Here is a 26,954-nt window from a genome sequence, read left to right as displayed (position 1 = left end):
TCGCCTCGGCGACGACCTTGTCGGCCTCGGCGCGCGCCTCGCGCAGCGCCGCCTCGGCCTCGGTCATCCGCTGCTCGGCCGCCCGGCTCAGCTCCCCGCTGTGTCCGTTACGTCACTTCTTCTTGCCGCGCTTCTCCCGGACGCGGACGGAGATATGGATCGGCGCCCCTTCGAAGCCGAACTCCTCGCGCAGCCGCCGCTCGATGAACCGGCGGTAGCCCGCCTCGATGAAGCCGGAGGCGAACAGCACGAACCGCGGGGGCTTGGTGCCCGCCTGGGTGCCGAAGAGGATGCGCGGCTGCTTGCCGCCGCGGACCGGGTGCGGATGCGCGGAGACCAGCTCACCGAGGAAGGCGTTGAGACGGCCCGTCGGGATGCGGGTCTCCCAGCCCGCCAGGGCGGTCTCGATCGCCGGGACCAGCTTCTCCATGTGGCGTCCGGTGCGCGCCGAGACGTTCACCCGCGGCGCCCAGGCGACCTGGCCCAGCTCGGTCTCGATCTCCCGCTCCAGGTAGTAGCGACGCTCCTCGTCGAGGGTGTCCCACTTGTTGTAGGCGAGCACGAGCGCACGGCCCGCGTCCACCGCCATGGTGACGATGCGCTGGTCCTGGACCGAGATGCTCTCGGAGCCGTCGATCAGCACGACGGCGACCTCGGCCTTCTCGACCGCGGCCGCGGTGCGCAGCGAGGCGTAGTAGTCCGCGCCCTGCTGGAGGTGGACCCGCTTGCGGATACCGGCCGTGTCGACGAACTTCCAGGTCTTGCCGCCGAGTTCGATCAGCTCGTCGACCGGGTCGCGGGTGGTGCCCGCCAGTTCGTTGACGACGACGCGCTCCTCGCCCGCCACCTTGTTCAGCAGCGAGGACTTGCCGACGTTGGGACGGCCGATCAGGGCGATACGGCGCGGCCCACCGACCCCGCCGTTCCCGAAGGTCTGGGCGGGCGCCTCGGGCAGGGCCTCCAGGACGGCGTCCAGCATGTCGCCGGTGCCGCGGCCGTGGAGCGCGGAGACGGGGTGGGGCTCGCCGAGGCCGAGGTTCCACAGATACGCCGCGTCGGCCTCGCCGCTCGGGCCGTCGACCTTGTTGGCGCAGAGCACCACAGGCTTGCCGGCCTTGCGCAGCAGGCGTACGACCGCCTCGTCGGTGTCGGTGGCGCCTACCTTGGCGTCGACGACGAAGACGACCGCGTCGGCCGCCTCGATCGCGTACTCCGCCTGGGCGGCCACGGAGGCGTCGATGCCGAGGACGTCCTGCTCCCAGCCGCCGGTGTCGACGACCTTGAAGCGGCGGCCCGCCCACTCGGCCTCGTAGGTGACGCGGTCGCGGGTGACGCCGGGCTTGTCCTCGACGACCGCCTCGCGGCGGCCGATGATGCGGTTCACCAGGGTCGACTTGCCGACATTGGGGCGGCCGACGACGGCGAGCACGGGCAGCGGCCCGTGTCCGGCCTCCTCGATGGCGCCCTCGACGTCCTCGAGGTCGAAACCCTCCTCCGCGGCGAGCTCCATGAACTCCGCGTACTCGGCTTCGCCGAGCGCCCCGTGGTCGTACTCGTGCCCTGCCGAGCCCTCGGGCTGGATGTCGTCGTTCATGAAGTCCGTACCTCGTTCATCGTGGTGATCGGTGGACACCGTGCCTACGGTGATCCACTACTCAAGTGTCGCTCTCGCGCCCGGTGAGGCGCCTGGCGTTTTCCAGGTGCTCGCCCAGCCGCTCCTGGATGCGCACGGTCGCCTCGTCCAGCGCCTTGCGCGTGCGCCGCCCGCTGCCGTCGCCCGCCTCGAACGGGTCGCCGAAGACGACGTCGATACGGCTGCGCAGCCGGGGCAGCGCCTTTATCAACCGTCCGCGCCGCTCCGCGCTTCCCAGCACGGCGACCGGCACGATCGGCGCACCGCTGCGGACCGCGAAGTAGGCGAGTCCGGCGCGCAGCGAGGCGAAGTCGCCGTCGCCGCGGGTGCCCTCCGGGAAGATCCCGAGGACGCCTCCGTTCTCGAGCACGCCGAGCGCCTGGGTGACGGCCGTGCGGTCGGCGCTCGTGCGGTCCACCTTCAGCTGGCCGATCCCGGTCAGGAACGGGTTCAGCGGCCCGACGAACGCCTCCTTCTTGATCAGGAAGTGCGTCGGCCGGGGCGCCACGCCCATGACCATCGGACCGTCGATGTTGTGGGAGTGGTTGACCGCGAAAATCGCCGGTCCGGTCGCGGGGACCTTCCAGGCGCCGAGAACCCGCGGCTTGAACAGCCCGTGCATCAGGAGGACGCCGATGCGCCGCCCCACTTCGGCGCCCCGCTCGGACGGAGCCTGGGTCACTTCGCCGCCCGCTTCTCCTCGACGAGGGTGACGACGCACTCGATGACCTGCTGGAGGGTGAGGTCGGTGGTGTCCACCTCGACGGCGTCGTCCGCCTTGGCGAGCGGGGAGGTCTTGCGGTTGGAGTCGGCGGCGTCCCGCTTGATCAGCGCCTCACGGGTGGTGTGCAGGTCCGCGCCCTTCAGCTCGCCGCTGCGGCGGGCGGCACGCGCCTCCGGGGAGGCGGTGAGGAAGATCTTCAGGTCGGCGTCCGGCAGCACGGTGGTGCCGATGTCACGGCCCTCGACGACGATGCCGTTCTGCGCGGACGCGGCGAGCGAGCGCTGTAGCTCGGTGATCCGGGAGCGCACCTCCGGCACCGCGCTGACCGCGCTGACCTTGGAGGTGACCTCCTGGGTGCGGATCGGACCGGAGACATCGGTGCCGTCGACGGTGATGGTGGGCACCGCCGGATCGGTGCCGGAGACGATCTCCGGCTTGCCCGCCACGGCCGCGACGGCGGTGGGGTCCGTTATGTCGATGCCGTTGGTGACCATCCACCACGTGATCGCCCGGTACTGGGCGCCGGTGTCCAGGTAGCTCAGCCCGAGCTGCGCGGCCACGGCCTTGGAGGTGCTGGACTTGCCCGTGCCGGAGGGGCCGTCGATGGCGACAATCACTGCCTGGGCGGTCCGGGCGGCGCCGTTTTCCACGGTGGGGACACCTTCCTGGTGCGGGGTGGTGGTGTGGGCGGGACGCGAGGGCGCCCCGCACAAGGTTACTGGCTCGCCGGACCCGGTATGACTGGCGGACGCCGGGGGCTGCCCGTCGCGCTACTGCCGGATCGTCCAGCCCCGCTCGCGCAGTGCCGCGCTCAGCGCCGGGGCCGCCTTCTGCTCCACCATCAGCTGGACCAGGCCCGCCTGCTGCCCGGTGGCGTGTTCGATGCGGACGTCCTCGATGTTGATGCCCGCCATGCCCGCGTCCGCGAAGATACGGGCCAGCTGGCCGGGCTGGTCGGAGATGAGGACGGCGACGGTCTCGTATGCCCGCGGGGCGCTGCCGTGCTTGCCGGGCACCCGGGTCTGGCCCGCGTTGCCGCGACGCAGCACGTCCTCGATGCCGTGGGCGCCCTCGCGCCGTTTGGCCTCGTCGGACGCCTGGAGGGAGCGCAGGGCCCGCACGGTCTCGTCGAGGTCCGCGGCGACCTCCGAGAGCAGGTCGGCGACCGGGCCCGGGTTCGCGGACAGGATGTCGATCCACATCCCCGGGTCGGAGGCCGCGATCCGGGTCACGTCCCGGATGCCCTGCCCGCACAGCCGTACGGCCGCCTCCTCCGCGTGCTCCAGGCGCGCGGCCACCATGCTGGAGACCAGGTGCGGCATGTGCGAGACCAGCGCGACGGCCCGGTCGTGGGCGTCGGCGTCCATGACGACCGGCACGGCACGGCAGTGCGAGACCAGCTCCAGGGCGAGATTCAGCACCTCGGTGTCGGTGTCGCGGGTCGGCGTGAGCACCCACGGCCGGCCCTCGAAGAGATCGCCGCTGGCCGCCAGCGGGCCGGACTTCTCACGGCCCGACATGGGGTGGGTGCCGATGTAGCGCGCCAGTACGGCCGGGTCGACGCCCAGCGCCTCGAGCTCGCGGCGCGGACCGCCCTTGACGCTGGCCACGTCGATGTAGCCGCGCCCCAGACCGCGCCGCATGGCTTCGGCGAGCGCACCGGCCACATGCGCGGGAGGGGCGGCGACGATCACCAGGTCGACGGGGCCCTCGGGCGCCTCGTCGGTGCCGGCGCCGAGCGCGGCGGCCGTCCGGGCCTGCTCGGGGTCGTGATCGGCGAGGTGCACGGTGACCCCGCGCGCGGCGAGCGCCAGCGCCGCCGATGTGCCGATCAGGCCCGTACCGATGACGAGTGCGGTTCTCACTGGGCGATGTCCTTGCGGAGGGCGGCCGCGGCGCCGAGGTAGACATGCACGATGTCGGCGCGGGACCGGTCGGACTCGATGTGGGCGAGGATGCGGACGACCCGGGGCATGGCGCCCTCCACGTCCAGTTCCTGGGCGCAGATCAGCGGCACGTCGACGATGCCGAGCTTGCGGGCGGCGGCGGCCGGGAAGTCGCTGTGCAGGTCGGGCGTGGCGGTGAACCAGATGCTGATGAGGTCGTCGGTGGTGAGGCCGTTGCGTTCCAGGATGGCGGTGAGCAGGGCCCCGACCCGCTCGTCCATGTGCCCGGCCTCGTCCCGTTCGAGTTGAACGGCGCCCCGGACCGCTCGTACCGGCACGGTGATGCTCCTTGCTGATGTGCGGAGATGTCTGGTCACCAGCGTAGTCAGCCCGCGGCACCGACATGCGCACCGCCCGCTGGGCGAGACGCCGCTCACGCGTCCCAGAGCGCCCCGAGCGTCCGCAGCTCGCCCCCGTACTCGATGCGGTCCGCCCAGGGCCGTGGCCAGGCGTCGGCGCCGAGGTGGGCGCCCGCGAGGGCGCCCGTCAGGCAGGCGATCGAGTCGGAGTCGCCGGCGGTGCAGGCGGCCCGCCGCAGGGCGGTGAGGGGCTCGTCGGGGAAGAAAAAACGCACAAGAGAAACGCACAAGAGAAACGGCCGGCTCCCGCACAGGGGAACCGGCCGCTTCGGTGATGCGTGACGTGCTTCTGGACGTGCTTTTGGACGCCCTCTTAGAGGTCGACCTCCTGCATCAGCATGCCGACCTCGGTGTTGGACAGACGACGCAGCCAGCCCGACTTCTGGTCGCCGAGGGTGATCGGACCGAAAGCGGTGCGCACCAGCTTGTCGACCGGGAAGCCGGCCTCCGCGAGCATGCGGCGCACGATGTGCTTCCGGCCCTCGTGCAGGGTCACCTCGACGAGGTAGTTCTTGCCGGTCTGCTCGACCACCCGGAAGTGGTCCGCGCGCGCGTAGCCGTCCTCGAGCTGGATGCCGTCCTTGAGCTTCTTGCCCAGGTCGCGCGGGATCGGGCCCACGATGTGCGCGAGGTAGGTCTTCTTCACGCCGTACTTGGGGTGGGTCAGCCGGTGCGCCAGCTCGCCGTGGTTGGTGAGCAGGATGACGCCCTCGGTCTCGGTGTCGAGCCGGCCGACGTGGAAGAGCCTGGTCTCGCGGTTGGTGACGTAGTCCCCGAGGCACTGGCGTCCCTCCGGGTCCTCCATGGTGGAGACGACTCCGGCCGGCTTGTTGAGCGAGAAGAACTGGTACGACTGCGTGGCCACGGTCAGCCCGTCGACCCTGATCTCGTCCTTCTCGGGGTCGACCCGCAGGCCCTGCTCGGTGACGATCTCGCCGTTGACCTCGACCCTGGCCTGCTCGATCAGCTCCTCGCAGGCCCGCCGGGAGCCGTAGCCGGCGCGGGCGAGGACCTTCTGGAGCCGCTCCCCCTCCTGCTCGGCGCCGGGGAAGGTCTTGGGCAGCTTGAGGTCCTTCTTGCCCGCGTACCGCTCGCGGTTGCGCTCCTCGGCGCGCGCATCGTACTCACGGGAGCGCGAGGGCGCCGTACGGCCGCCGGGCTGCTGGGACCGCCTGGGGCCGCCCTTGGCGCCGCCGCGCGCGCTCGAGCCGCGCCCGGACTTGGGGCCGTCCTGGGAGGCTCCGGGGCCCACGTCGTAGCGGCGCTCCTCCGGGCGGGGCTTGCGGGGACGGCCCTGACCCTGCCTATCGTCCCTGTTGTTGCCGGCACCGCGGTGGTTGCCGCGCTCGCCGTTCCTGCCGCTGCCGCTGCTTCGCATCAAATGTCCGTCGTCGTGTTCGTCGTGTGGTCGTCGTATGCGTCCGGCGCATCGGGAGCGTCCGGGTCGAACGACGGAACGCCTTCCTGGGTCTCGGCCTCGATCGCCTCCGCCTCCGGGAGGAAGGGCGCGAGCTCCGGAAGCTCGTCCAGGCCGCGCAGGCCCATCCGCTCCAGGAAGTAGTTCGTCGTCCTGTACAGGATCGCACCTGTTTCGGGTTCCGTGCCCGCCTCCTCGACCAGACCGCGCTGGAGGAGGGTGCGCATCACGCCGTCGCAGTTCACGCCGCGGACCGCGGAGACGCGGCTGCGGCTGACCGGCTGGCGGTAGGCGACCACCGCCAGCGTCTCCAGGGCGGCCTGGGTGAGCCGGGCCTGCTGTCCGTCGAGCACGAAGCGCTCCACGGCGGGAGCGTAGGCGGCCCGGGTGTAGAAGCGCCAGCCGCCCGCCACGAACCGCAGCTCGAAGCCGCGCCCCTGCACGGTGTACTCGTCGGCGAGTTCCCGCAGCGCGTCGGCGATCTGCCGCCGTGGCCGCTCCAGGATCTTCGCCAGGTGCTCCTCGGTGGCGGGCTCGTCCACGACCATGAGAACCGCCTCCAGGGCGGGCTTGAGGTCGAGATCGGCGACGGTGCCCGGCGCGGCCGGTGCCTCGGTGGTCTCCTCGCTCACGCCTTCTTCTCCTCCTTGGGCTCATCGGGCGGCCGGTCGAACTCGTCCGTGACCACCGGCGTCTCGTCCCCGTCCCCGCCGGTCCAGCGCACCACCAGCTCACCGAGGGCGGCCTCCTGCTCCAGCGCCACGGCCTTCTCCCGGTACAGCTCCAGCAGCGCGAGGAAACGGGCGACGACGGTGAGGGTGTCGTCGGTGTCCTCCACGAGCACACGGAAGCTGGCCTCCCCCAGCTCCCGCAGCCGCGCCACGACGATCCCGGCCTGCTCCTGCACGCTGACGAGCGGGGCGTGGATGTGGTCGACGTACACCTGCGGTCTGGGCCTGGGCTGCATCGCCTTGACCGCGAGCCTGGCGAACCCCTCGGGCCCGATGCTGATGACGACTTCGGGCAGCAGTTCGGCGTGGTGGGGTTCGAGGCCGACCGTGCGCGGGTGACGCCGGGCCTCCTCCTCGGTGCGCCGGTTGAAGATCTCGGCGATCTGTTTGTAGGCGCGGTACTGCAGGAGCCGTGCGAACAGCAGGTCCCGGGCTTCGAGCAGCGCGAGGTCCGCCTCGTCCTCGACCTCGGCGGCGGGCAGCAGCCGTGCCGCCTTGAGATCGAGCAGGGTCGCGGCGACGACGAGGAACTCGGTCGTCTGATCGAGGTCCCAGTCCGGCCCCATGGCCCGGATGTGAGCCATGAACTCGTCGGTCACCTTGGACAGCGCGACCTCGGTCACGTCCAGCTTGTGCTTGGAGATCAGCTGGAGGAGAAGGTCGAAGGGGCCTTCGAAATTGACCAGCCGCACCTTGAACACACCGGTCCCGGGGGCGGCATGGTCATCGGCGGTGGACCCGGGGCTCGTCCCGGCCGAGTCGTCCGGGGACGCCTCCCCGGCCGCCTCCGCCGGTCCCGGGAGGGTCTCCGTCTCGGCGGCGGCCCCCCGGCCCCGGGCGGCGGCCACGGCGTCGGGGGAGGGGCCTGCCACGGCAGCGGAGGGCGCGGGGTCGCCGGTCGGCGGGGCCGGAGGGACAAGGTCCGCCCCGGGTCCCTCGGCCGGTGAGGCGGCGCCGTCCTCCTGGAAGGCGGTTCCCGCTCCGGTCACCGCTTCGAGCGCGGCCTCCTGGGCGGGCTCGGACCCGGTACCGGCGGCGGACGGTGCGTTCTCGGCCACGGCGCCTTTGGACTGCGCGTCCGTGTCGTGCGCGGGGGGCTCGGGCCGCTCTGGCGGGGACGTACCCGGTCCCCGCCCCAGTGCACGCCGACGGCCGGCGGAGCCGGGAGCTGGAGGGGAGCCGTCGTACGAGGTCATAGCCGTCGCAGGCTACCTGCTTACCGCCCCCGCAGCCGACGTACGAGGATGCTCGCGTCCCCGCGCGACTCCAGATCGGCCAGGACCACGGCGACCGCCTCGCGCACGATCCGCCCGCGGTCCACCGCCAGCCCGTGCTCGCCCCGGAGCACGAGCCGCGCGTGCTCGAGGTCCATCAGCTCCTCCGCGGACACATACACGGTGATCTTCTCGTCGTGCCGTTCCCGCCCGCTGGGCCGACGCCCGCCCGCGCGCCCACGCTTGCGCGGCTGGGCCGCGGCGGCACCGGCAGAACCTTCCTGCGCGGCCTGCCGCCGCGCGGTCCGGTCGGCGTTCGCCGAGCGCGTACGCGACTCCCCGGTCTCCGCCTCCGCGACATCCGCCGCGACGTGCTCGTCGCCCTCCCCGTCGCCGCCCTGTACGGGCACCGACAGCGGAGCGTCCTCCGCCGCGGCCGTCGCGTCGCTGTCACCCGCGGGAGCCGGCACCCTGGCCTCGCCGTTGGCCTGGCGCCTGGGGGTGGACGCCTGGAGCCCCATTCCCCCGGTGGTACGGAACAGTTCGTCGGCCCCCGGCAGACTCACTCGGCGTGACACCGGGCGAGCACCTCCCTGGCGAGCTGGCGGTAGGCGGCGGCACCGACGGAGTTGGAGGCGTAGGTGGTGATCGGCTCACCGGCGACCGTGGTCTCCGGGAAACGCACGGTCCGGCCGATCACCGTGTGGTACACGTGGTCGTCGAACGCCTCGACGACCCGGGCGAGGACCTCACGGCTGTGCACGGTCCGGGAGTCGTACATCGTGGCGAGGATGCCGTCGAGTTCCAGCTCGGGGTTCAGCCGCTCCTGGACCTTCTCGATCGTCTCGGTGAGCAGGGCGACACCGCGCAGCGCGAAGAACTCGCACTCGAGCGGCACGATCACCTTGTGCGCGGCGGTGAGCGCGTTGACGGTGAGCAGGCCGAGCGAGGGCTGACAGTCGATCACGATGTAGTCGTAGTCGGACATCAGGGGCTTCAGGGCCCGCTGGAGCGTCGACTCGCGCGCGACCTCCGACACCAGCTGGACCTCGGCCGCCGACAGGTCGATGTTGCTCGGCAGCAGGTCCATGTTGGGGACGGCCGTCTTCAGCAGGACCTCGTCCGCGGACATGCCCCGCTCCATGAGCAGGTTGTAGACGGTGAGGTCGAGCTCCATGGGGTTGACGCCGAGGCCTACGGACAGCGCGCCCTGCGGGTCGAAGTCGACGAGCAGCACCCGGCGCCCGTACTCCGCGAGCGCGGCACCCAGGTTGATGGTCGACGTCGTCTTGCCGACGCCGCCCTTCTGGTTGCACATCGCGATGATCTTCGCGGGACCGTGGTCGGTCAGCGGGCCGGGGATCGGGAAGTACGGCAGCGGGCGGCCGGTCGGGCCGATGCGCTCGCGGCGCTGGCGGGCCGCGTCGGGCGCGAGCGTGGCCGCGTACTCGGGGTCGGGCTCGTATTCGGCGTCGGGGTCGTAGAAGTGCCCGTCGGGCAGTACGTCGTAGTCGGCGAAGTTGTTGTGGACCTCGCCGCTCGGGCCGCCGGCCATGGCGTTCACGTGTGGGCCATCCATGCTCTGGTGTGCTGTCTGAGCCAGGTGGGGGCTCTGGCTCTGGTGGGCTGCGAAGGTACGGACAGCGACGGAGCCGACAGCCTCGAGCCCCGTGGGGACCGTGCCCCGCGCAGGCATTCCTGGTTGACCACCCCCGGGAGTAAATGTCGACTCATTCACAAGTCGTCTTACCTCCTTGGTGACCAGGAAACTTCTAGATAGGTCAGCGTGGCACCATGCCGACGGTTGGCGACTCTATGGCGTGTCGGCGGTCCGCAGCAACACAATCCGCCGGACCCGGCCCGATGTGTCGGCAATGAAACATCCTGCTGTCAAGGGTGTCCGGGCACCGTTCGCCGGGTTTCACCGGTGTGCGAAACGGTCGAAGAGTTGCGTTCGAGGCGAGTTGAACGAGTGTCGCAAAGTGACCATACACACACACCCGGCCGGACCTTGTCGGGCAAGGTCCGGCCGGTTGCGCGGTGTTGACGACGTGTATTGACCGATCGCCTTGGAGCGCCGGGAAATCGAACCCGGGGCGGCTGCTCGACTAGTCCAGCAGGGACGACAGCTCCACGTGCTCGAGGCCGAGCGCCTCGGCGACCTCCTTGTAAACCACCTTGCCGTCATGGGTGTTGAGGCCCTTGGCCAGCGCGGCGTCACGGCGCAGCGCCTCGACCCAGCCGCGGTTGGCCAGCTCCACGATGTACGGCAGCGTGGCGTTGGTCAGCGCGTAGGTGGAGGTGTTGGGGACCGCTCCCGGCATGTTGGCGACGCAGTAGAAGACCGACTCGTGGACCCGGAAGGTCGGCTCGGCGTGCGTGGTCGGACGGGAGTCCTCGAAGCAGCCGCCCTGGTCGATCGCAATGTCGACAAGGACACTTCCGGCCTTCATCCGGGACACCAGCTCGTTGGTGACCAGCTTCGGGGCCTTGGCTCCCGGGATGAGGACGGCGCCGATGACGAGGTCGGCGTCGAGGCAGGCCTTCTCGAGCTCGAAGGCGTTGGAGACGACGGTCTGGATCTTCGTGCCGAAGATCTTGTCGGCCTCCTTGAGCTTGTTGATGTCCTTGTCGAGCAGGGTCACGTGGAAGCCCAGGCCGATGGCGATCTGCGCGGCGTTCCAGCCGGAGACGCCACCGCCGATGATGACGGCCTTGCCGGCCGGCACGCCCGGCACACCGCCGGGCAGCACGCCGCGGCCGCCGGACGCGCGCATCAGGTGGTAGGCGCCGACCTGCGGGGCCAGCCGGCCCGCGACCTCGGACATGGGGGCGAGCAGCGGCAGGGCGCGGTTCGGCAGCTCGACCGTCTCGTACGCGATGGCCGTGGTGCCGGACTCCAGCAGGGCGTCCGTGCACTCCTTGGAGGCGGCCAGGTGCAGGTAGGTGAAGAGGATCTGATCCTTGCGGAGGCGGTGGTACTCCTCCGCGATGGGCTCCTTGACCTTGAGCAGCAGGTCGGCGGTGGCCCAGACCTCGTCGGCGGTGTCCAGGATCCGCGCGCCGGCGGCGATGTACTCGTCGTCCGGGATCGAGGAGCCGACACCGGCGTTGCGCTCGACGACGACCTGGTGGCCGTTGCGCACCAGCTCGTGCACGCCGGCGGGGGTGATGGCCACCCGGAACTCGTTGTTCTTGACCTCGCGGGGGATGCCGACCTTCACGTCGATCACGGTCCTTGGCTCAGAGATTGTGGGGCATTGCAAGACATACCCGGACGCGCAGGGGCACACCCGGAGACACCGCAGGAGAACGAGCGGCAGAGCCAGTCTAATGAAGGCGTTCCCGCTGTCTAGCCTTTCATTGCATCAATCTTCACTGGCTGCACTACGGATTTCGCAGGCGTTAGCGTCCTGCTCCGGCGCCGACCGGCACTCCTGGCGCTCATCACCCAGCATGCGCTCCGCGACCCCGCGGTGCAGGCGCGCCGCCGCCGGGTCGCCGAGGCGCTCCAGGCTGTCGGCCAGCCTGATGCGCAGGGCCGCCTGCAACCGCGCGTCCTCGGCGCGCCGCGCCCACTCGACCGCCTCGTGGCAGGTGTGCAGCGACTCCTCGAGCCGTCCCGCGTACTCCTGGACACGGGCCAGCTCGCTCAACGCCCGCGCGTGGCCTGTCACATCGCCGTTTCTGCGGTGTGCCGCGATCGCCGCCCGCCAGCTGCGCTGCGCCTCGCCGTAGCGGCCCGCATAGGTGTGCGCGGTGGCGATACGGCCATAGAGCCGGGCGGCGTCCGCACGCTCGTCGCGGGCCAGCCGCTGGGCGAGCGCCCGGCCGTACCAGTCGGCGGCCCGGTCGTAGTCCCCCAGCTCCTGATGGGCGCCGCCTACGGATTCCATCGCCCGGCCCGTCGCATACGGGTCGTTCGCCGCCCGCCCGGCGTCCAGCGCTGCCCGGTAGCGAGTCAGCGCCTGGGCCGTACGGCCGGTCCGGGCGTCCAGGTCGGCGAGGTTGAGCAGGGCCGCCGCCTGCTCGCGGGGCAGCTCGCGGCGCTCGGCGACATCGAGGACGAGCCGGTGGATGCCGTAGAGCTCGGGCGCGGCCGCCTGGGTGCCGAAGTGGGCGACCATGGCCCTGACCAGCGCGGCCATCAGGCGCCGGGCGAGCGTGTCCAGTTTGCCGTCGGCGACCGCGAGCCGGGCGGAGGCCAGCAGGGCGGGCTGCCGGATGCGCAGCCACTCCTCGGCCGCCCGCGGGTTCCGGAAGCGCAGGGCCTGGGGCAGCGCGGCGAGCTTCTCACGGGCCCCCGGGCTGTCGGTCTCGGTGATCGCACGGCAGGACTGGAGCAGCCGTACGGTCCTCTCCAGCATCCGGGCGCGGGCCAGCTGAAGCTCGGCCGGGCGGTCCTGGTTCTCGGCGAGCGTGCGCAGCAGTGGTTGCAGACAGCCGGGGACCTCGTACTGCGGCTCCGGCGAGCCCCCGCCGCGCAGGAAGCCGAGGGCGGTGGCGTCGTCGAGGGCGGCGCGGGCGGTCTCCGGCGAGCAGCCGGCCAGCGCTGAGGCGGTGTGCGGGTCGACGAGACCGGCGGGGGCCAGACAGAGCAGTCGCAGCATCCGCTGGACGGCGCCGGGCAGTGCCGCGTACGACAGCCGGAAGACGCGGGCCAGCGGTTTCCCCTCCCCGCCCGCGGTGCGCAGCTGCTTGGCGAGGTCGGCGACGGCGGCCTGGGGGTGGGCGGCGAGCCAGCCGCCGGCGAGGACGAGGGCGGCGGGCTGGCCCGCGCACTCCTCGACGAGGCGCTCGGCGGCGCTCGGGTCGACGGTGATCCGCACCGATCCGGTGTACCGGGTGAGCAGTTCCAGGGCCGACTTGGTGTCCAGCCCGCCGAGGGTGCACGGACGCACATCGGCGATCCCGGTCAGCGGGCCCCCGGAGACGGCGACGACCAGGCACTGAGGGGCGTCCGGCAGCAGCGCGTCCACCTGGTCGGCGGCCACCGCGTCGTCCAGCAGGAGCAGTACCCGGCGATCCGCGAGGGCTTCGCGCAGGGTCTGCCCCAGTTCGTCCTCGTCGGCGCCGGCCGGGGTCGGCACGCCGAGGCCGGTCAGCAGCTCGCGGGCCGTGCGCTCGGTCGGTACGGGGGTGCCGTCGGGTTCGCTGAGGCGGGCGCGCAGCACGCCGTCCCGGTAACGGTGCGCGACCTGGCGGACCAGCTCCTCGGCAAGCGCGGTGCGCCCGTATCCGGGCCGTCCCGCGATGAGCAGCACCCGGGCCCGCGGTGCCTTGCGGCCGGAGATCGTGTCGAGGCCGGCGCGCTCCATGTCGACGAGGAGTTCCTTCAACTCCCTTGCCCGCCCGAGGAACTGACTCTCCGTGGTGGCGGGACGCCCAGCGTCCTGCGACAGCTCGTTGCCGCTTGTCGCCACCGCCTGATCCGTCACGGGCCACGCTCCCGTCCCACCGCGCACACCGGCCCGCCGGGTCCTGGGACGGGTCGTCTCTCAGAGCCTAGTTCACGCTCTGCGACGACCTCGGCGGAGCGTGGCGGACACATCCCCCGATCGGATCAGGCGATGGTACGACCGCCGGGGCGCGGGCGGACACCCCGCCCACGGGTCAGGTCGTGGCCCCGGTGGGGATCACGCCTCGAACGGCCGGGCCGGCCACGGCGCCTCGGCCGGGCGCAGGGTGTCCAGGCCCTCGGTGCTGCGCGCGGCGACCAGGGAGAGGACGCCGACGACGAGGCAGGTGTTGTGGAGGTCGCCGGCCAGCACACCGCGGACGAGGTCGTCCACCGGGACCCGGGCCAGCTCCATGTCGGCCTCCTCGTCCTCCACCTCGAAGCGCTGCCCGTCGGCCTCGGACAGATCGCGGGCCAGGAAGATGCGCACGGCCTCGTCGGAGCCGCCCGGTGTGGTGTAGACGTCGGTCAGCACGCGCCAGTCCTCGGCCTTGACGTGCGCCTCCTCGTACAGCTCCCGCTGGGCGGCGTGCAGCGGGTTCTCCCCCGGGATGTCCAGCAACCCGGCCGGGATCTCCCAGAGCCGCTGGCGCACGGGGTGGCGGTACTGGCGGATGACGAGCACCCGGTCCTGGTCGTCCAGGGCGACGACGGCCACCGAACCCGGATGGACCTGGTAGTCACGGCGGACGACCGCACCGTTCGGCATGACCACGTCGTCGGCGCGGACGGAGGTCTTCTTGCCGGCGAACGGGGTCTCACTCGCCCTGATCTCCCACTCCTCGGGGGTGTCCTTGATCGTCATGTCGCCGTGTTCCTCCCACACCTTGCACGAAACCGGGGTACACCTCCCAAAGGACGCGTACCCCGGCCACCGTACAGCTCTTGTGCTACTTGCCGTTCTTCCGCTCCACGGCCGCCTTCACCAGCCCGGCGAAGAGCGGGTGCGGCCGGGTCGGGCGAGAGCGCAGCTCGGGGTGCGCCTGCGTCGCCACCAGATAAGGGTGCACATCGCGCGGGTACTCGACGTACTCCACGAGCTTGCCGTCCGGCGAAGTGCCGGAGAACACGATGCCCGCCTTCTTCTCCAGCTCGGCCCGGTAGGCGTTGTTCACCTCGTAGCGGTGGCGGTGGCGCTCCTCGACGTACTCCTTGCCGTCGTACACCTCGCGCACGATCGAACCCTCGGCCAGCTTCGCCGGGTACATGCCGAGGCGCATCGTGCCGCCCATGTCGCCCTCGCCGGCCACGATGTCCAGCTGCTCGGCCATGGTCGAGATGACCGGGTGGCCGGTGGCCGAGTCGAACTCGGTGGAGTTCGCGTCGGGGATGTCGGCGAGGTTGCGCGCGGCCTCGATCACGATGCACTGCAGGCCCAGGCAGAGGCCGAGCAGGGGGATCTTGTTCTCGCGGGCGTAGCGGATGGCGCCGACCTTGCCCAGCACACCGCGGTCGCCGAAGCCGCCGGGGATGCAGATGCCGTCCACGTCGGCGAGCTGCGCCTTGGCGCCGGCCGGGGTCTTGCAGTCGTCGGAGGTGACCCACTTGATCTTCACGCGCGCCTTGTTGGCGAAGCCGCCGGCGCGCAGCGCCTCGGTCACCGACAGATAGGCGTCGGGCAGGTCGATGTACTTGCCGACCAGGGCGAGGGTGATCTCGTCCTTCGGGTTGTGGACCCGGTCGAGCAGGTCGTCCCAGGTCGTCCAGTCCACGTCACGGAAGGGCAGGTCCAGCTTGCGGACGACGTAGGCGTCCAGGCCCTCGGTGTGCACGACCTTCGGGATGTCGTAGATCGAGCGGGCGTCGGGACAGGCCACGACGGCGGCCTCGTCGACGTCGCACATCAGCGAGATCTTGCGCTTGATCGCGGTCGGGACCTCGCGGTCGCAGCGCAGCACGATCGCGTCCGGCTGGATACCGATGTTGCGCAGGGCGGCGACCGAGTGCTGGGTCGGCTTGGTCTTCAGTTCGCCGGAGGGGCCGATGTAGGGCAGCAGCGAGATGTGCACCACGAAGACGTTGTCGCGGCCGACCTCGTGGCGGACCTGGCGCACGGTCTCCAGGAACGGCAGCGACTCGATGTCGCCGACGGTGCCGCCGACCTCGGTGATCACGACGTCCACCTCGTCGGTGGCCATCCGTCGGATGCGATGCTTGATTTCGTTGGTGATGTGCGGGATGACCTGCACGGTGTCACCCAGGTACTCGCCGCGCCGCTCCTTGGCGATGACCGTCGAGTACACCTGGCCCGTGGTGACATTGGCAGAGCCGTCCAGGTCGCGGTCGAGGAACCGCTCGTAGTGACCGATGTCCAGGTCGGTCTCGGCACCGTCGTTGGTGACGAACACCTCACCGTGCTGGAAGGGGTTCATCGTGCCCGGGTCGACGTTCAGGTACGGGTCGAGCTTCTGCATCACGACGCGCAGGCCCCGCGCCTTGAGCAGCATGCCCAGGCTGGAGGCCGTCAGACCCTTGCCGAGCGAAGAGGCGACACCCCCGGTGACGAAGATGTGCTTGGTCGTCGTGGCTGTGCTGTTTCGAAAAGCAGCGGGCGGCATGGCCAAGAGGGGGCTCCCGTGGTCGCGGTCTGGGGTGCGGTACGGCTCGCCTCCGAAGAATGTCCGGCGGTGCCGTCGCTGCGGTTCGGGGGTTACGTGCCCACCGGTCCACGGGCTACCAGCGTATCAGCGCCCGGAGGGGGCTGCTTCCGGCCACGCTCCGCGCATATGTAGCCACGGACCCGTCACCGTCGTTCCCGCCTCACTCGTTCGGAGCCGTACCGTTGGCCAGACGGGCACGCGGATCATCCACGTGCGTCGTATCCTGCTCGGACACTCGCTGCCGAGCACTCCCGGCAAACGGCACCACCCCCGTCCGTCCCCGGAACAACAACAGCTCGTCAGTTCGTTGAACATCGACCGCTTCGATTTCGAATGAGTCGGTGAACAACGCGTTTCTCACCGACCCCATGACCGCAAGAGCGACCGCCCCACCCGGGGCGACGTGGCCGTTCGACTGGAGTTGCATTGGCCGGGCGCATCGAAGACTACGCACTCATTGGAGACATGCAGACCGCGGCGCTGGTCTGCCGGGACGGCACCGTGGACTGGCTGTGTCTGCCCCGTTTCGACTCCCATGCCGTCTTCGCAGCACTGCTCGGCACGGAGGAGCACGGCTTCTGGCGGCTGGGTCCGGCCCACGCGGCGGACATGAAGCCGCCGGCGGCGACCCGGCGCACCTACCGCGGCGAGTCCCTGATCCTGGAGTCCGAGTGGGACACCCCGCGCGGCACGGTCCGGGTGACCGATTTCATGCCGCCGCGTGACGGCGCCCCCCAGCTGATCCGGATCGTGGAGGGCGTGACGGGCCGGGTGCCCATGCGCTCGGCGCTGCGGATGCGGTTCTCCTACGGGCGCATCGTGCCCTGGGTGCACAAGCACGAGGGGCGCACGGTGGCCGTCGCCGGGCCCGACTCCGTGTGGTTCGACACCCCTGCCGAGACGTACGGCAAGGCGCTGACGACCTACGCGGACTTCACGGTCGCACCGGGTGACCGGATCGCGTTCACGATCTCGTGGCAGCCCTCGCACAAGGAGCCGCCGCCGCTGCCGGAGCCCGAGCAGTCGCTGGAGGCGACCGAGGACTTCTGGCGCGAGTGGGTGGAGCACTGTACGTACCACGGTCCCTACCGCGAGGCCGTGGTCCGCTCCCTGATCACCCTCAAGGCCCTCACGTACGCGCCGACGGGCGGCATCGTGGCCGCGCCCACGACCTCGCTGCCCGAGGAGATCGGTGGCGTACGCAACTGGGACTACCGCTACACGTGGCTGCGCGACGCCGCGATCACCCTGTCCTCCCTGCTGCGCACCGGCTACCGCGAGGAGGCGCGGGCCTGGCGTGAATGGCTGCTGCGCGCCGTGGCGGGCGACCCCGAGAACCTTCAGATCATGTACGGCATCGCGGGCGAACGGGAGCTGGGCGAGGCCGAGTTGGACTGGCTGCCCGGCTACGAGAACTCCGCGCCGGTGCGCGTGGGCAACGGCGCCGCGCACCAGCTCCAGCTGGACGTGTACGGAGAGGTCACCGAGGCCCTGCACCTGGCCCATATGACCGGCCTCGCCCGCAACGACTACGCCTCCCTGCTCCAGCTCAAGCTCATCCGCTACCTGGAGCAGCACTGGGACGAGCCGGACGAGGGCATCTGGGAGGTGCGCGGCCCCCGCCGCCACTTCGTGCACTCCAAGGTCATGGCCTGGGTGGCGGTGGACCGCACGATCAAGCTGCTCGAGTCCGGGGACGCGGACGGACCGCTGGAGAAGTGGCGCGAGCTGCGCGACGACATCCACCGGGACGTGTGCGAGAAGGGCTACGACAAGGAGCGCAACACCTTTACGCAGTCCTACGGCTCCAAGGAGCTGGACGCCTCCCTGCTGCTGATTCCGCAGATGGGCTTCCTGCCGCCGGACGACAAGCGCGTGATCGGCACGATCGAGGCGATCCAGCGCGAGCTGTCCACGCCCGACGGCTTCATCCTGCGCTACCCGACCGCGGGCGAGGAGGAAGGCGTCGACGGGCTGCCGGGTGACGAGGGCGCGTTCCTCGCCTGCTCCTTCTGGATGGCGGACGACCTGGCGATGATCGGCCGCGTGGACGAGGCCCGCAAGCTCTTCGAGAAGCTGCTCGCGCTGCGCAACGACCTGGGCCTGCTCGCCGAGGAGTGGGACCCGCGTCTGAAGCGCCAGGTCGGGAACTACCCGCAGGCCTTCAGCCATGTGCCGCTGATCGACACGGCACTGCGGCTGACGGCTTCCGGCGCGTACGGCGGCTGAGGCCCCGTACTCCCGCCGGACAGGACCGGCGCGCGGGGCCCGCCTAGGCTGAAGGGCAAGTGGTGTCCCCTGCGGGAAGGGGCGGCCGGCATGGCTCCTCCCCTTTCGAAGGCGGGCGCGGCGCTGGCCGCGCTCCGTGCGCGCCTGGAGGGCGGGGTTTTCGCTCCCGGCGATGCGGGCTACGACGAGGCCCGTGCCGTCTCCAACGCGATGATCGACCGCCGTCCGGCCGTCATCGCGCAGTGCGCGGGCGAGGTCGATGTCATCCGGGCGGTGCGTTTCGCCCGGGACCTCGATCTGAAGATCGCGGTCCGCGGCGGCGGCCACAGCGTCGCGGGCATGGCGGTCAACGACAACGGTGTGGTGGTGGACCTGCGCCGGATGCACCGGGTCACGGTGCATCCGGGGTCCGCTTCGGTCCGGGTCGAGGGGGGCGCCGTGATGAGCCACCTGGACCGTGCGACCGAGCCCCATGGTCTCGCGACCACCGGCGGCCGGGTCTCCACGACCGGTGTCGCCGGCTTCGTGCTCGGTGGCGGCACCGGCTGGCTGGACCGGGCCTTCGGCCTCGCCGTCGACAATCTGCTCGGTGTGGAGCTGGTGACCGCGGACGGCACCCCGCTCCTCGCGACCGCCGACGAGAATTCCGAGCTGTTCTGGGCCCTGCACGGCGGTGGCGGGAACTTCGGCGTCGCCACCTCGCTGACGCTCAGGCTGCACGAGCTGCCCCGGTTCTCGATCGCCCTGCTCCTGTTCACCCCCGATCGGGGCCCGGAGGCGGTACGGATCTACCGTGACCTCCTCGCCTCCGGGGCGCCGGAGCTGGGCGGCGCCGTGCTGTACCTGACCGGCCCGCGCGCACCGTTCGTTCCCGAGCACCTGGTGGGGACGCTGCTGTGCGGGGTGCTGGTCACCTGCGTCGGTGGTGAGGACGGGCTGCGCAAGCTCGCCCAGCCGCTGCTGGCGCTGCCGCACGAGTCCGAGGTCGTCTCCGCGATGCCGTACGCCGATGTGCAGTGCATGCTCGACGTCCCGCCGGGGCTGCGCAACCACTGGTCGGTCGAGTACGTACGGGCCCTGCCCGACAAGCTCGTCGACGTCTTCTGCGCCCGCGCCCCCTCGATGCCCGTCCCCTCGGCCTGTCAGCAGGTGCTCTTCCCGCAGGGCGGCGCGATCACATCGGGGCCCGCCGAGTACCCGGTGGCCTTCCGGGAGGCGCCCTGGGCCGTGCACCCCTTCGGCGTCTGGGCGGACCCGGCGGACGACGAGCGGGCCCTGCGGTGGGTGAGGGACGTATGCGCCGATGCCCGGCCATGGAGCACCGGGGCGGTCTACCTCAACTTCATCGGGGACGAGGGCAGGGACCGGGTGGTGGCCGGCCTCGGCACCGAGCACCTCAACCGGCTGGCCCGGGTCAAACGCCAGTACGACCCGGACAACGTGTTCCGTTACAACCACAACATCCTGCCCGCCTGAGCGGGACCGTGACCGCCGGGCCGGGGCCACGTGCGCCGGGGGCGTCCGCGCAGGTAGCGTCACCGCATGGACAGCCGTTTCGACCCCCAGGGCTCCGAGGGCGCCGGAATCACCGTGCAGCGGGCGCTGGAGCTGCCCGGGCTGCGCAGCGGACTGCCGGAGGTGCTCGCCGGCGCGGACCGGCTGCACCGCACGGTGCGCTGGGTGCACGCGGGCGAGGTCCCGAACATCGCCTCGCTGCTGAAGGGCGGCGAACTCCTTCTGACCACCGGGTACGGCCTCGGTACCCGCCCCGCCGACCAGCGCGCGTTCGTCCGCACGCTGGCCGAGCGCGGCATCGCGGCCCTGGTGGTGGAGCTGGGACCGCGTTTCACCCGGCTGCCCGCCGCCCTCGTCGAGACGGCCCGCACGGCCGGGCTCCCGCTCGTCCAGCTGCACCGCGAAGTGCCGTTCGTGGCGGTCACCGAGGAGATCCACACCGAGATCGTCAACGGGCACTACGCGCTGCTCCAGCGGGCCGAGGAGGTGCACCGCCGCTGCACCGAGGCCCTGCTCGGCGGGGGCGGGGTGCCGCAGGTGCTGGGGATCCTGGCCGACTTCGGCGGCAATCCGGTGTTCCTGGAGACCGCCGACGGCCGGCTGCTGTACGCCGCCGGGACCGGCCCCGCGGACACGGATCCGCTCCAGGTGTGGGAGGGACTGCGCGGACAGCACAAGGACGCGCCCCCGGCCGGCACGACGATCGTGGACGTGCCGGGCGGCGGACCGGGCACGGGCGCGGTACGGGCCCGGCTGGTACTGCTGCCGGTCACCACACCGGTGGCACCGGTTCACCGGATCGCCGCCGAGCGGGCCGCGGCCATCCTCGCGGTGGTCTTGATGCAGGCCCGGCAGGAGGAGGAGCTGGCGGCGCGCGGGCGCGGCGACTTCCTCACCGACCTCGCCGAAGGCCGGATCACCGCCGAGGACGCGCCCGCTCAGGCACGCGTGCTGGGCTTCAAGCCGGGCGGCGGCCCGCTGCTGCCGGTGGTGATGCGGCTGGCGGACGGCCCCTCGCCGGGCGGCGGAGGGTGGGCGGTGCTGGCGCGGGCGGTCGGGGAGGAACTGGGGTCGGTGGGCGTTCCGGTCCTGCTCGGTGTGCGGCCGGTGGAGGGCCGGGTGCCGCTGCTGCTGGGACTGCGCTCGGAGTCGGAACGCTCCGCGGTCGCCGAGCGGGTGGCCGCGGCGCTGCGGGCCGGGGTGGAGCGAGCCGGCATGCAGCGGCCGGGCGCCCGGCCACCGGTCGTGGTGGTCGGCGTGGCGGGCGGCTGGGCGGCCGCGTCGGCCGGGCTGCGGCACGCGGCGGAGACCGCGGCGGCGGCACAGGGACTGCCGGAACGGGCCTGGTACGACGCCCGGCGCCTCGACATCGACCTGCTGCTGTGGCGGCTGCGCGACCATCCGGACCTGGCGGCCTTCGTGGACCGTGCGATCGGTGCGCTGCGCGACCACGACCAGCGCTCCAGGCCGCCGCTGCTGCCCACGCTGGAGACGTATCTGGCGCACGCGGGCCGCAAGGCGGAGACGGCTCGCGAGCTGCATCTGAACCGGCAGACCCTCTACAACCGGCTGGCCCGGATCGGGGAGCTGCTGGGCACGGACCTCGACGACCCGCAGACGGTCCTGGCGCTGAGCCTGGCTCTGCGGGCGCGCCGGCACGTACCCCAGGGATAGGCGGCACGGGTCCCCTGGGCAGGACTCGAGCCCGGCGGGGGGACCAGTCCTATGGGAAGGGCCGCGCCTGCGTCAGCTCGTCGTAGACGCTCAGCACTTGGGCGACCGTCTCGTCCTCGGTGGGCCAGGTGGCGGCCTGCCGGGCGCCCCTCTCCCGCAGCAGCTCGCGGCGCGCCGGGTCGTCGAGGAGCCGTACGACGGCGGTGGCGAGCGCCGCCGCGTCCCCGTACGGCACGAGTTCGGCCGCGTCGCCGACCAGTTCGCGGATGCCGCCGACGGCGGTGGCGACCAGCGGCACACGCGCGTGCAGGGCCTCCTGCGCGAGGACGGACCGGGACTCCCAACTGCTGGGCAGCAGGGCCAGGTCGGCGGCCGCGAGCAGTTCGCCGACGTCGTCCCGCCGTCCGATCAGCCGCACCGGCAGTTCCTCGCCCTCGATGCGTCGCTGCAAGACCGTCCGCAGCGGCCCCTCCCCCGCGATGACGACCAGGGGCGCCGGGTCGAGATGCCGCCAGACGCGGGAGGCGTCGAGCAGCATGTCGTATCCGCGGTGCCGTTCGAGGGCGCCGACCGCCATCAGCAACGGCCGGTCCGTGGCGCCGATGTCGGCGCGGGTCTTGGGACGCAGCCGGTCGGGGTCGTCGTACTCCGGGGACGTGCGGGGTACCGGCAGGGCGACGGCGGCGAGCCGGGCGTCCCGCGCGCCTCGGCGGCGCGCCCGGTCGACCAGGTCGGAAGAGGTGCCGAGGACGACGGACGCGGCCCTGGCCACCCGCCGCTCCAGCAGGCGCAGGAGATGAGCGCGGGCGCCGTCGGCGTGCGCCCGCGTGTGCCAGGTGACCACCAGGGGGGTGCGCCGCCCGCCGAGCGCGAGCGCGGCGCGCAGACCCGCGTGCAGTCCGTGGGCGTGCACCAGGTCCACGTCGGCGCAGACGGTTCGGAGTGCGGCCAGGGAGGAGGGGTCCGTGCCGCGGGGCACGGGGACGTGCTCGGCGCCGACGCCGGTGAAGTCGTAGGTGCGCTCGGCCTCGACGGGGGCGCACACAGTCACCCGCACGCCCCTGGCGACCAGACCCGAGGCCAGAGACCGCACATGCGCGCTGCTGCCCGCGCTGCCCCCGCCGAGCACCTGTACGGTGCGCAGCGGCGTCCGGCCGTGCGGTGAGTGGCTGCTCGCGAGGCTCACGTGGCCGGGGCTCCTGGTTCGGCGTCGGGCGGTCACGAAGAAACGTACAGAAGGATCGCGCGGTGGGGGTGGACCGCACCAAGCGGCTCCTGGGAAGTGCCGGTGCGTGCCCGGCCTTCCCGGGTCGTTCGTGGCTCCGCGGATGACTCAAGCATGCCAGGGAGCCGGGGTGGCGCGGCACCGGCGGAGGGCCGTGAGGGCGACGGACCGAGCGTCCGGCGGCGCGCACCGGTCCCTCACCCGGTCACTCACCCGGGTGAGTGCGCGCGGTGGTCCCCGGTGGTGCGGATGCGGGAGCCGGGGTGAGCCGGTTCCCCATCGCGGCGGGCCGGGACGAGCCGGTTCCCCACGTCCTCGCGGCCTCGCTCACCTTGTCCCCGAACGCGGCCGCGGCGACGAACGCCGCCGCGTGGGCGAGGAGTCCGGCCCGGCCTCCCCGACGCCCGCCTCCCGTTCGGCGAGGTGACCCCCATCCGACGGCGACGGCGGCGCCGAGGGCGGCACCGAGGGCGTGGGCCCCCGTGTCCCCGATCATCGCCCGCTCGCCCAGATCCTCGGGCAGGACGGCGGCGGCGGCCCCCGCCACGGCGGCGCACAGCTCCCCGCCGGCTCCGGCGCCCGGCAGCCCCGGGGCGGCCAGGGCGAGGACTGCACCGGCGGCCCGCCCCGGCCGAACGTCCACGAGGTTGACGAAGTGGGCGGCACCGGCGATCACCACCCCCGCCAGCACCTTGTCCAGGGGTTTCTGCTGGAGCGCGGCCCCCGCGGCGAGCGCCGCAGCGGAGATCCCGAACAACTTCACCGCACCGCTGGTGACCTCAGTCAAGCTTCGCTCATGCGGTAATAGCTTCGCCGACCAGAGGGGCTGATGGGGGTATCCCGTACGCCCCGGCCCTCGTTGCTCGCCATGCGTCTTCGGTACCGGCTACACGGTACGCAGAGCCTTGAGGGTGATGTCCTCGGAGGAGTTCTTAGCCTGGGCCGCCCCCAGACCCAAGGCCGCGGCAAGCACCCGCTCGGCCTCCTCCTACAACCGCGGGATCTCCCCCGGACCTTCTTCTCCCGGGCCTCCAACGGACCGGGCAACGACGGCACCGGCGCCCCCAGCAGCGGCACGAGCGGACGAGCCACACTCATCTCCCGCGTCGGCGACCGGAGTGCATGCCCACCCGCCCGGAACCAAAGGCTCACGTTCGGAAGGCGGATGGCGTCTCACGTCAGACCCTCCCGGTCCGACCCATCGGATTCGCTGCTACGCTCCCGATTAAGATCCTTGACGGGTTCATGCCGGACAATCAGTTCAGGCACTGAGCATTGGGAGGGCGCTGAGTATGCCGGACGGGTTCTCCGTGGACCTCGACGCGCTACGCAAGGCCGCATCTGGGATCAGCACCACTCTGGACGCGATGGCCACCAAGAAGGTGAGCGACATCGATGCTCCCAAGGACGACTTCGGACACGCTGAACTGGCCGCAGCGGTCGTCGATTTCTGTGATCGGTGGAACATTGGCGTCTCGCACCTGGCCTCTGACGGTGCAGAGGTCTCCGACCGGCTGAACCACTGCGTCAAGAGCTATGAAGCGGCCGAGCAACATATCCAAATCTCAGTTCAGGGCATTCTTCAGTCCTCATCCGGAACAGACCCGGGGGCCTGATGGCCCAGCTCGGAGAGACGTCGAATCCCCGCGAGCTCGTCCCTGGCACACCGGATACTCTGACCACGACTGCGCAGTCTCTGCTTGCCTACGGTGATGTACTCATAGAGGCTGGCGAAGGACTGGCCAAAATCGACACCGAGGATGGCTGGCGTGGCGATGCCGCCGACGCCTTCCGTGCTCGTTTCCATGGTCAGCCGGCCAGGTGGATCGAGGCAGGCAACAACTTCCACGCCGCCGCGAACGCCCTGTACGACTACATCTACACCCTGCGCGCAGCCCAGCTACGCGCAGACGAGGCCATATCCCAATTCGCACGCGGCCAGGCGACCACCGCAGCTGCCGAGAATGCCCACGCGCAGCAAGTCAGTGAGGCACGCAGCAAAGGGGACAGCACCGAGATCCCCTTTCACGATCCTGGCGAAGCGGACCGTGCTGCGGCCCGCGAGAATCTCGAAACGGCTCGTGGCAACGTGGAAAGCGCGGGGCACACCGCGGCCGCGCTGGTGAAGAAGGCCACAGAGTCCGCCCCGGAGCGCCCAGGATTCTGGTCCGAAGTCGGCGACTTCTTCAGCGACGTGGGTGAAGGGCTGGTGGACGGAGGCAAGGCCGTCGTCAACGACCTTGCCTCCTTCGGAAACGCCATGCTCCAACATCCGGGCGACAGCGCGGCCATGCTCGGCGGCATGCTTCTAGCAGGGGTCAGCGCCGGCGGTGAAGGCCTCGGCATCGCCCTGGACGCCACAGGCATCGGTGCTGTCGCTGGAGTACCCCTCAACGCTATCTCCGCCGCCGGGATCGTCACGGGCGTCGGCCTGGCAGGAGCCGGCGCCGTGGACCTCGCTCAGCACGCCACAAGCGACTCCGCGGTCGAACCCCTGCAGATGAACAGCGAAGCGTCTGGCGCTGGCGGCTCCACACAGCAGGAAGCGTCCCAACTGATCAAGAACGGTCAGGAGTACAAGGGCACCGGTGGTCGCGCAGGGAACAATTTGCCGGTGGAGGGTGGCCCGAAAGACGGAACCCTCTACAAGACCGATCCGCAGACCGGAAAAGTGACCAACTATACGACTTACGACTCCGAAGGCCGTGCGGTGAAGCGTGTGGACTTGGAGGGCGCCTCGCATGGCGGAGTGGAGACCCCGCACGTCGTAGAATACGCGCGTAATACCAATCCGAAGACCGGTGAAGTCTTCGTGCGCCCATCGAGGTCAGTGCGCGCCGCGTTCCCCTGGGAGATTCCGTGAGCAGCAGCAAACCGGCGTGGTCTGAGCGTGAGCTGCCGGCGTTCTTCAGGCGATGGCGCGCCGAATGGAAGGACGAGGAGCTCTCCCCGTACAACTACCTCGACTTCGAGGGCGGCCTGCGGTTCGTCCTGGCCGCGGCCTGGCTGTTCTGCCCCGAGACGATCGAGTACCGCGGTTGCGTGTTCCTCAAGGAGCGCTTCAGTCGGGACACGGTCGACGACTGGTTCACGAACCTGGGCGATGATCGGCAGCGCATCGAAGCCGTCACCAACCACGTCGAGTTGTGGGCCACTTTTAGCAACACCCCCCTGACGGACAACGATCAGCTCGGGGAAGAGCTGCCCCAACTCGCGCTGGCCCTGGGGGAATGCTGGCAGGGAGTGCTGTCGGCACGCTACCCCGACCGGGAGATCACCGTCGCGGTGAGCGACGAGGAGGACGGCTCCTACGGGCCGACTGTGACTTTCTGGACGTCTCCGGCCGTCTCGGACTTCGGCTAGTACTACAGGTCACTTCATCCTGCGAGCTGCACAGTCCGAGCACGTGAGCTCGCACCTGGGCGGCGTTGAACTGGGGCCTGACTTGGGCCACGTTTCGGGGGTGCGGGCGGATGCAGGCTGTTGACCTGCTGGTTCGTGGACGAGCGGGAGCCGAATTACGGGAGCTGATCTCTGAGAAGGTCAAGCGCGTCCTCCAACCCGAAGGGAAACTTCCGTGCCCCGAGCCGTCACCCTTGTCCGCTCCGCCAAGCTGTCCGACGTCGCCGAGTACGCATACGCCGCCACCGCCCCAGCCGAGGCCCGGCTGATCTTTCTGGCCGGTGCGTGTCCACTGAACGAGGACGGTTCGACGGCTGCGGTGGGGGACTACGCCGGGCAGGCAACCAAGGCGGTAGAGAACCTGCGCACGGCGCTGGCGGACGCGGGGGCGGGCTTGCAGGACCTGATCAGCACGCGGGTCCTCGTGGCGTCGAACCGGCAGGAGGACCTGGTGACGGCGTGGGAGGTGTACCGGGACGCGCTGGGCGACCACGACGTGCCGAGCACGTTGATGGGCGTCACCGTGCTGGGCTACTACGACCAGCTGGTGGAGATCGAAGCGGTGGCGGCTGTCATCGACTGAGGTTGTCGACTGAGCAGGGGATCCTGACCCTGGAGGGTGTGGGGGTGGCTCCGTACATCCGGACTGTGAAGACCGCCTCGGTGCCGGTGAAGCTACCCGGCCTGGGTACAGCGCGCGCCTGCGACGCTGCGGGAGTCCTCACCGTCCCAGTCCTCCGGTGGCAGAAGCGCGGCGAAGAGTCTCATGGCACCAGTCTCCCCGGGGCGACCCCGAACGTCCGGGCGTGTCCTGGTCACCGTGCGTA

General features: G+C 71.2%; 22 protein-coding genes and 2 pseudogenes. 7 read left to right on the top strand and 17 right to left on the bottom strand.

The genetic code is table 11. The features are described 5' to 3' along the window. Nucleotides 1-112: 112 nt before the first annotated feature. From der to ABZ876_RS38255, 15 genes and pseudogenes are all read right to left on the bottom strand, one after another. Entirely contained in the window at nucleotides 113-1,594 is a 1,482-nt protein-coding gene (gene der, locus ABZ876_RS38325; RefSeq protein ID WP_361790800.1) for a ribosome biogenesis GTPase Der, read from the bottom strand. Nucleotides 1,595-1,655: 61 nt separating this feature from the next. Next, entirely contained in the window at nucleotides 1,656-2,315 is a 660-nt protein-coding gene (locus tag ABZ876_RS38320) for a lysophospholipid acyltransferase family protein (protein WP_361790797.1), read from the bottom strand. Further along, complete coding sequence (gene cmk, locus ABZ876_RS38315) at nucleotides 2,312-3,007, bottom strand: (d)CMP kinase (RefSeq protein WP_361790794.1); 696 nt, start codon at nucleotides 3,005-3,007, stop codon at nucleotides 2,312-2,314. Before cmk ends, ABZ876_RS38320 begins: the two co-directional genes overlap by 4 nt. 120 nt (nucleotides 3,008-3,127) lie before the next feature. After that, nucleotides 3,128-4,222, bottom strand: a complete 1,095-nt coding sequence (locus ABZ876_RS38310) for a prephenate dehydrogenase (protein ID WP_361790791.1) — start codon at nucleotides 4,220-4,222, stop codon at nucleotides 3,128-3,130. Then, nucleotides 4,219-4,581 carry a chorismate mutase gene (aroH, locus tag ABZ876_RS38305; protein ID WP_361790788.1) on the bottom strand — a complete coding sequence of 121 codons (363 nt, stop codon included), beginning with the start codon at nucleotides 4,579-4,581 and terminating at the stop codon, nucleotides 4,219-4,221. The genes ABZ876_RS38310 and aroH overlap by 4 nt, the downstream gene beginning before the upstream one ends. A 95-nt stretch (nucleotides 4,582-4,676) precedes the next feature. Further along, nucleotides 4,677-4,859: pseudogene (locus ABZ876_RS38300) on the bottom strand (ADP-ribosylglycohydrolase family protein); the annotation flags it as partial. 116 nt (nucleotides 4,860-4,975) lie between these two features. Then, nucleotides 4,976-6,040, bottom strand: coding sequence for a pseudouridine synthase (locus ABZ876_RS38295; RefSeq protein WP_361790785.1), 1,065 nt, complete (start codon nucleotides 6,038-6,040; stop codon nucleotides 4,976-4,978). Next, on the bottom strand, nucleotides 6,040-6,711 hold the full coding sequence (gene scpB / locus ABZ876_RS38290; protein WP_361790782.1) for an SMC-Scp complex subunit ScpB: 672 nt from the start codon (nucleotides 6,709-6,711) through the stop codon (nucleotides 6,040-6,042). Before scpB ends, ABZ876_RS38295 begins: the two co-directional genes overlap by 1 nt. Further along, nucleotides 6,708-8,006, bottom strand: coding sequence for a segregation/condensation protein A (locus tag ABZ876_RS38285; protein ID WP_361790779.1), 1,299 nt, complete (start codon nucleotides 8,004-8,006; stop codon nucleotides 6,708-6,710). Before ABZ876_RS38285 ends, scpB begins: the two co-directional genes overlap by 4 nt. Before the next feature lie 20 nt (nucleotides 8,007-8,026). Beyond that, entirely contained in the window at nucleotides 8,027-8,602 is a 576-nt protein-coding gene (locus ABZ876_RS38280) for a hypothetical protein (protein ID WP_361790776.1), read from the bottom strand. After that, a complete protein-coding gene (locus ABZ876_RS38275) occupies nucleotides 8,587-9,720 on the bottom strand; it encodes a ParA family protein (protein WP_361790773.1) in 1,134 nt (377 codons plus the stop codon). Before ABZ876_RS38275 ends, ABZ876_RS38280 begins: the two co-directional genes overlap by 16 nt. 412 nt (nucleotides 9,721-10,132) lie before the next feature. After that, a complete protein-coding gene (gene ald / locus ABZ876_RS38270) occupies nucleotides 10,133-11,257 on the bottom strand; it encodes an alanine dehydrogenase (protein ID WP_361790770.1) in 1,125 nt (374 codons plus the stop codon). Nucleotides 11,258-11,392: 135 nt separating this feature from the next. Further along, a complete protein-coding gene (locus tag ABZ876_RS38265; protein ID WP_361790767.1) occupies nucleotides 11,393-13,462 on the bottom strand; it encodes a tetratricopeptide repeat protein in 2,070 nt (689 codons plus the stop codon). A gap of 198 nt (nucleotides 13,463-13,660) precedes the next feature. Beyond that, nucleotides 13,661-14,287, bottom strand: a complete 627-nt coding sequence (locus tag ABZ876_RS38260) for an NUDIX hydrolase (protein ID WP_361790764.1) — start codon at nucleotides 14,285-14,287, stop codon at nucleotides 13,661-13,663. An 85-nt stretch (nucleotides 14,288-14,372) separates the two neighbouring features. After that, the gene (locus ABZ876_RS38255) at nucleotides 14,373-16,040 is read right to left on the bottom strand and encodes a CTP synthase (protein WP_361790803.1); all 1,668 of its coding nucleotides are present in this window, start codon (nucleotides 16,038-16,040) and stop codon (nucleotides 14,373-14,375) included. A 468-nt stretch (nucleotides 16,041-16,508) separates the two neighbouring features. Between ABZ876_RS38255 and ABZ876_RS38250 the strand changes: the two genes are divergently transcribed. From ABZ876_RS38250 to ABZ876_RS38240, 3 genes are all read left to right on the top strand, one after another. Beyond that, nucleotides 16,509-18,311 carry a glycoside hydrolase family 15 protein gene (locus ABZ876_RS38250; RefSeq protein WP_361790761.1) on the top strand — a complete coding sequence of 601 codons (1,803 nt, stop codon included), beginning with the start codon at nucleotides 16,509-16,511 and terminating at the stop codon, nucleotides 18,309-18,311. Between the two features lie 90 nt (nucleotides 18,312-18,401). Beyond that, the gene (locus tag ABZ876_RS38245) at nucleotides 18,402-19,787 is read left to right on the top strand and encodes an FAD-binding oxidoreductase (protein WP_361790758.1); all 1,386 of its coding nucleotides are present in this window, start codon (nucleotides 18,402-18,404) and stop codon (nucleotides 19,785-19,787) included. Between the two features lie 66 nt (nucleotides 19,788-19,853). Beyond that, nucleotides 19,854-21,500 (top strand): PucR family transcriptional regulator, encoded by a 1,647-nt coding sequence (locus ABZ876_RS38240; protein ID WP_361790755.1) that lies wholly within the window; start codon nucleotides 19,854-19,856, stop codon nucleotides 21,498-21,500. 49 nt (nucleotides 21,501-21,549) lie between these two features. Here the strand turns inward: ABZ876_RS38240 and ABZ876_RS38235 are convergent, their stop codons facing one another. Next, on the bottom strand, nucleotides 21,550-22,686 hold the full coding sequence (locus ABZ876_RS38235) for a glycosyltransferase family 4 protein (protein ID WP_361790752.1): 1,137 nt from the start codon (nucleotides 22,684-22,686) through the stop codon (nucleotides 21,550-21,552). 244 nt (nucleotides 22,687-22,930) lie between these two features. Next, nucleotides 22,931-23,506: pseudogene (locus ABZ876_RS38230) on the bottom strand (hypothetical protein); the annotation flags it as partial. A gap of 529 nt (nucleotides 23,507-24,035) precedes the next feature. On the opposite strand from ABZ876_RS38230, the gene ABZ876_RS38225 reads away from it, so the two are divergent. The 4 genes from ABZ876_RS38225 to ABZ876_RS38210 all read left to right on the top strand — a co-directional run bounded on the left by ABZ876_RS38225 (nucleotide 24,036) and on the right by ABZ876_RS38210 (nucleotide 26,710). Further along, nucleotides 24,036-24,341, top strand: a complete 306-nt coding sequence (locus ABZ876_RS38225) for a hypothetical protein (protein ID WP_361790749.1) — start codon at nucleotides 24,036-24,038, stop codon at nucleotides 24,339-24,341. Further along, nucleotides 24,341-25,588: a putative T7SS-secreted protein gene (locus ABZ876_RS38220; protein ID WP_361790746.1), complete on the top strand. Its 1,248-nt coding sequence runs from the start codon at nucleotides 24,341-24,343 to the stop codon at nucleotides 25,586-25,588. The genes ABZ876_RS38225 and ABZ876_RS38220 overlap by 1 nt, the downstream gene beginning before the upstream one ends. Then, a complete protein-coding gene (locus ABZ876_RS38215; protein WP_361790743.1) occupies nucleotides 25,585-26,088 on the top strand; it encodes a hypothetical protein in 504 nt (167 codons plus the stop codon). Before ABZ876_RS38220 ends, ABZ876_RS38215 begins: the two co-directional genes overlap by 4 nt. Before the next feature lie 214 nt (nucleotides 26,089-26,302). After that, a complete protein-coding gene (locus ABZ876_RS38210) occupies nucleotides 26,303-26,710 on the top strand; it encodes a RidA family protein (protein ID WP_361790740.1) in 408 nt (135 codons plus the stop codon). The last annotated feature ends 244 nt before the right edge of the window (nucleotides 26,711-26,954 follow it).

This window comes from Streptomyces sp. NPDC046931 (assembly GCF_040644655.1).
GTDB lineage: Bacteria > Actinomycetota > Actinomycetes > Streptomycetales > Streptomycetaceae > Streptomyces.
Note: the sequence above shows the minus strand (reverse complement) of the source record. Positions and strands in the feature narration are given on the sequence as shown.

What these genes read in the sequence shown, in the direction of transcription:
- der (WP_361790800.1), bottom strand. Translation starts at nt 1,594, where the DNA reads ATGAACGACGACATCCAGCCCGAGGGCTCGGCAGGGCACGAGTACGAC.
- ABZ876_RS38295 (WP_361790785.1), bottom strand. Translation starts at nt 6,040, where the DNA reads ATGCGAAGCAGCGGCAGCGGCAGGAACGGCGAGCGCGGCAACCACCGC.
- ABZ876_RS38220 (WP_361790746.1), top strand. Translation starts at nt 24,341, where the DNA reads ATGGCCCAGCTCGGAGAGACGTCGAATCCCCGCGAGCTCGTCCCTGGC.
- ABZ876_RS38260 (WP_361790764.1), bottom strand. Translation starts at nt 14,287, where the DNA reads ATGACGATCAAGGACACCCCCGAGGAGTGGGAGATCAGGGCGAGTGAG.
- ABZ876_RS38255 (WP_361790803.1), bottom strand. Translation starts at nt 16,040, where the DNA reads ATGCCGCCCGCTGCTTTTCGAAACAGCACAGCCACGACGACCAAGCAC.
- ABZ876_RS38285 (WP_361790779.1), bottom strand. Translation starts at nt 8,006, where the DNA reads ATGACCTCGTACGACGGCTCCCCTCCAGCTCCCGGCTCCGCCGGCCGT.
- ABZ876_RS38275 (WP_361790773.1), bottom strand. Translation starts at nt 9,720, where the DNA reads ATGCCTGCGCGGGGCACGGTCCCCACGGGGCTCGAGGCTGTCGGCTCC.
- ABZ876_RS38245 (WP_361790758.1), top strand. Translation starts at nt 18,402, where the DNA reads ATGGCTCCTCCCCTTTCGAAGGCGGGCGCGGCGCTGGCCGCGCTCCGT.
- ABZ876_RS38240 (WP_361790755.1), top strand. Translation starts at nt 19,854, where the DNA reads ATGGACAGCCGTTTCGACCCCCAGGGCTCCGAGGGCGCCGGAATCACC.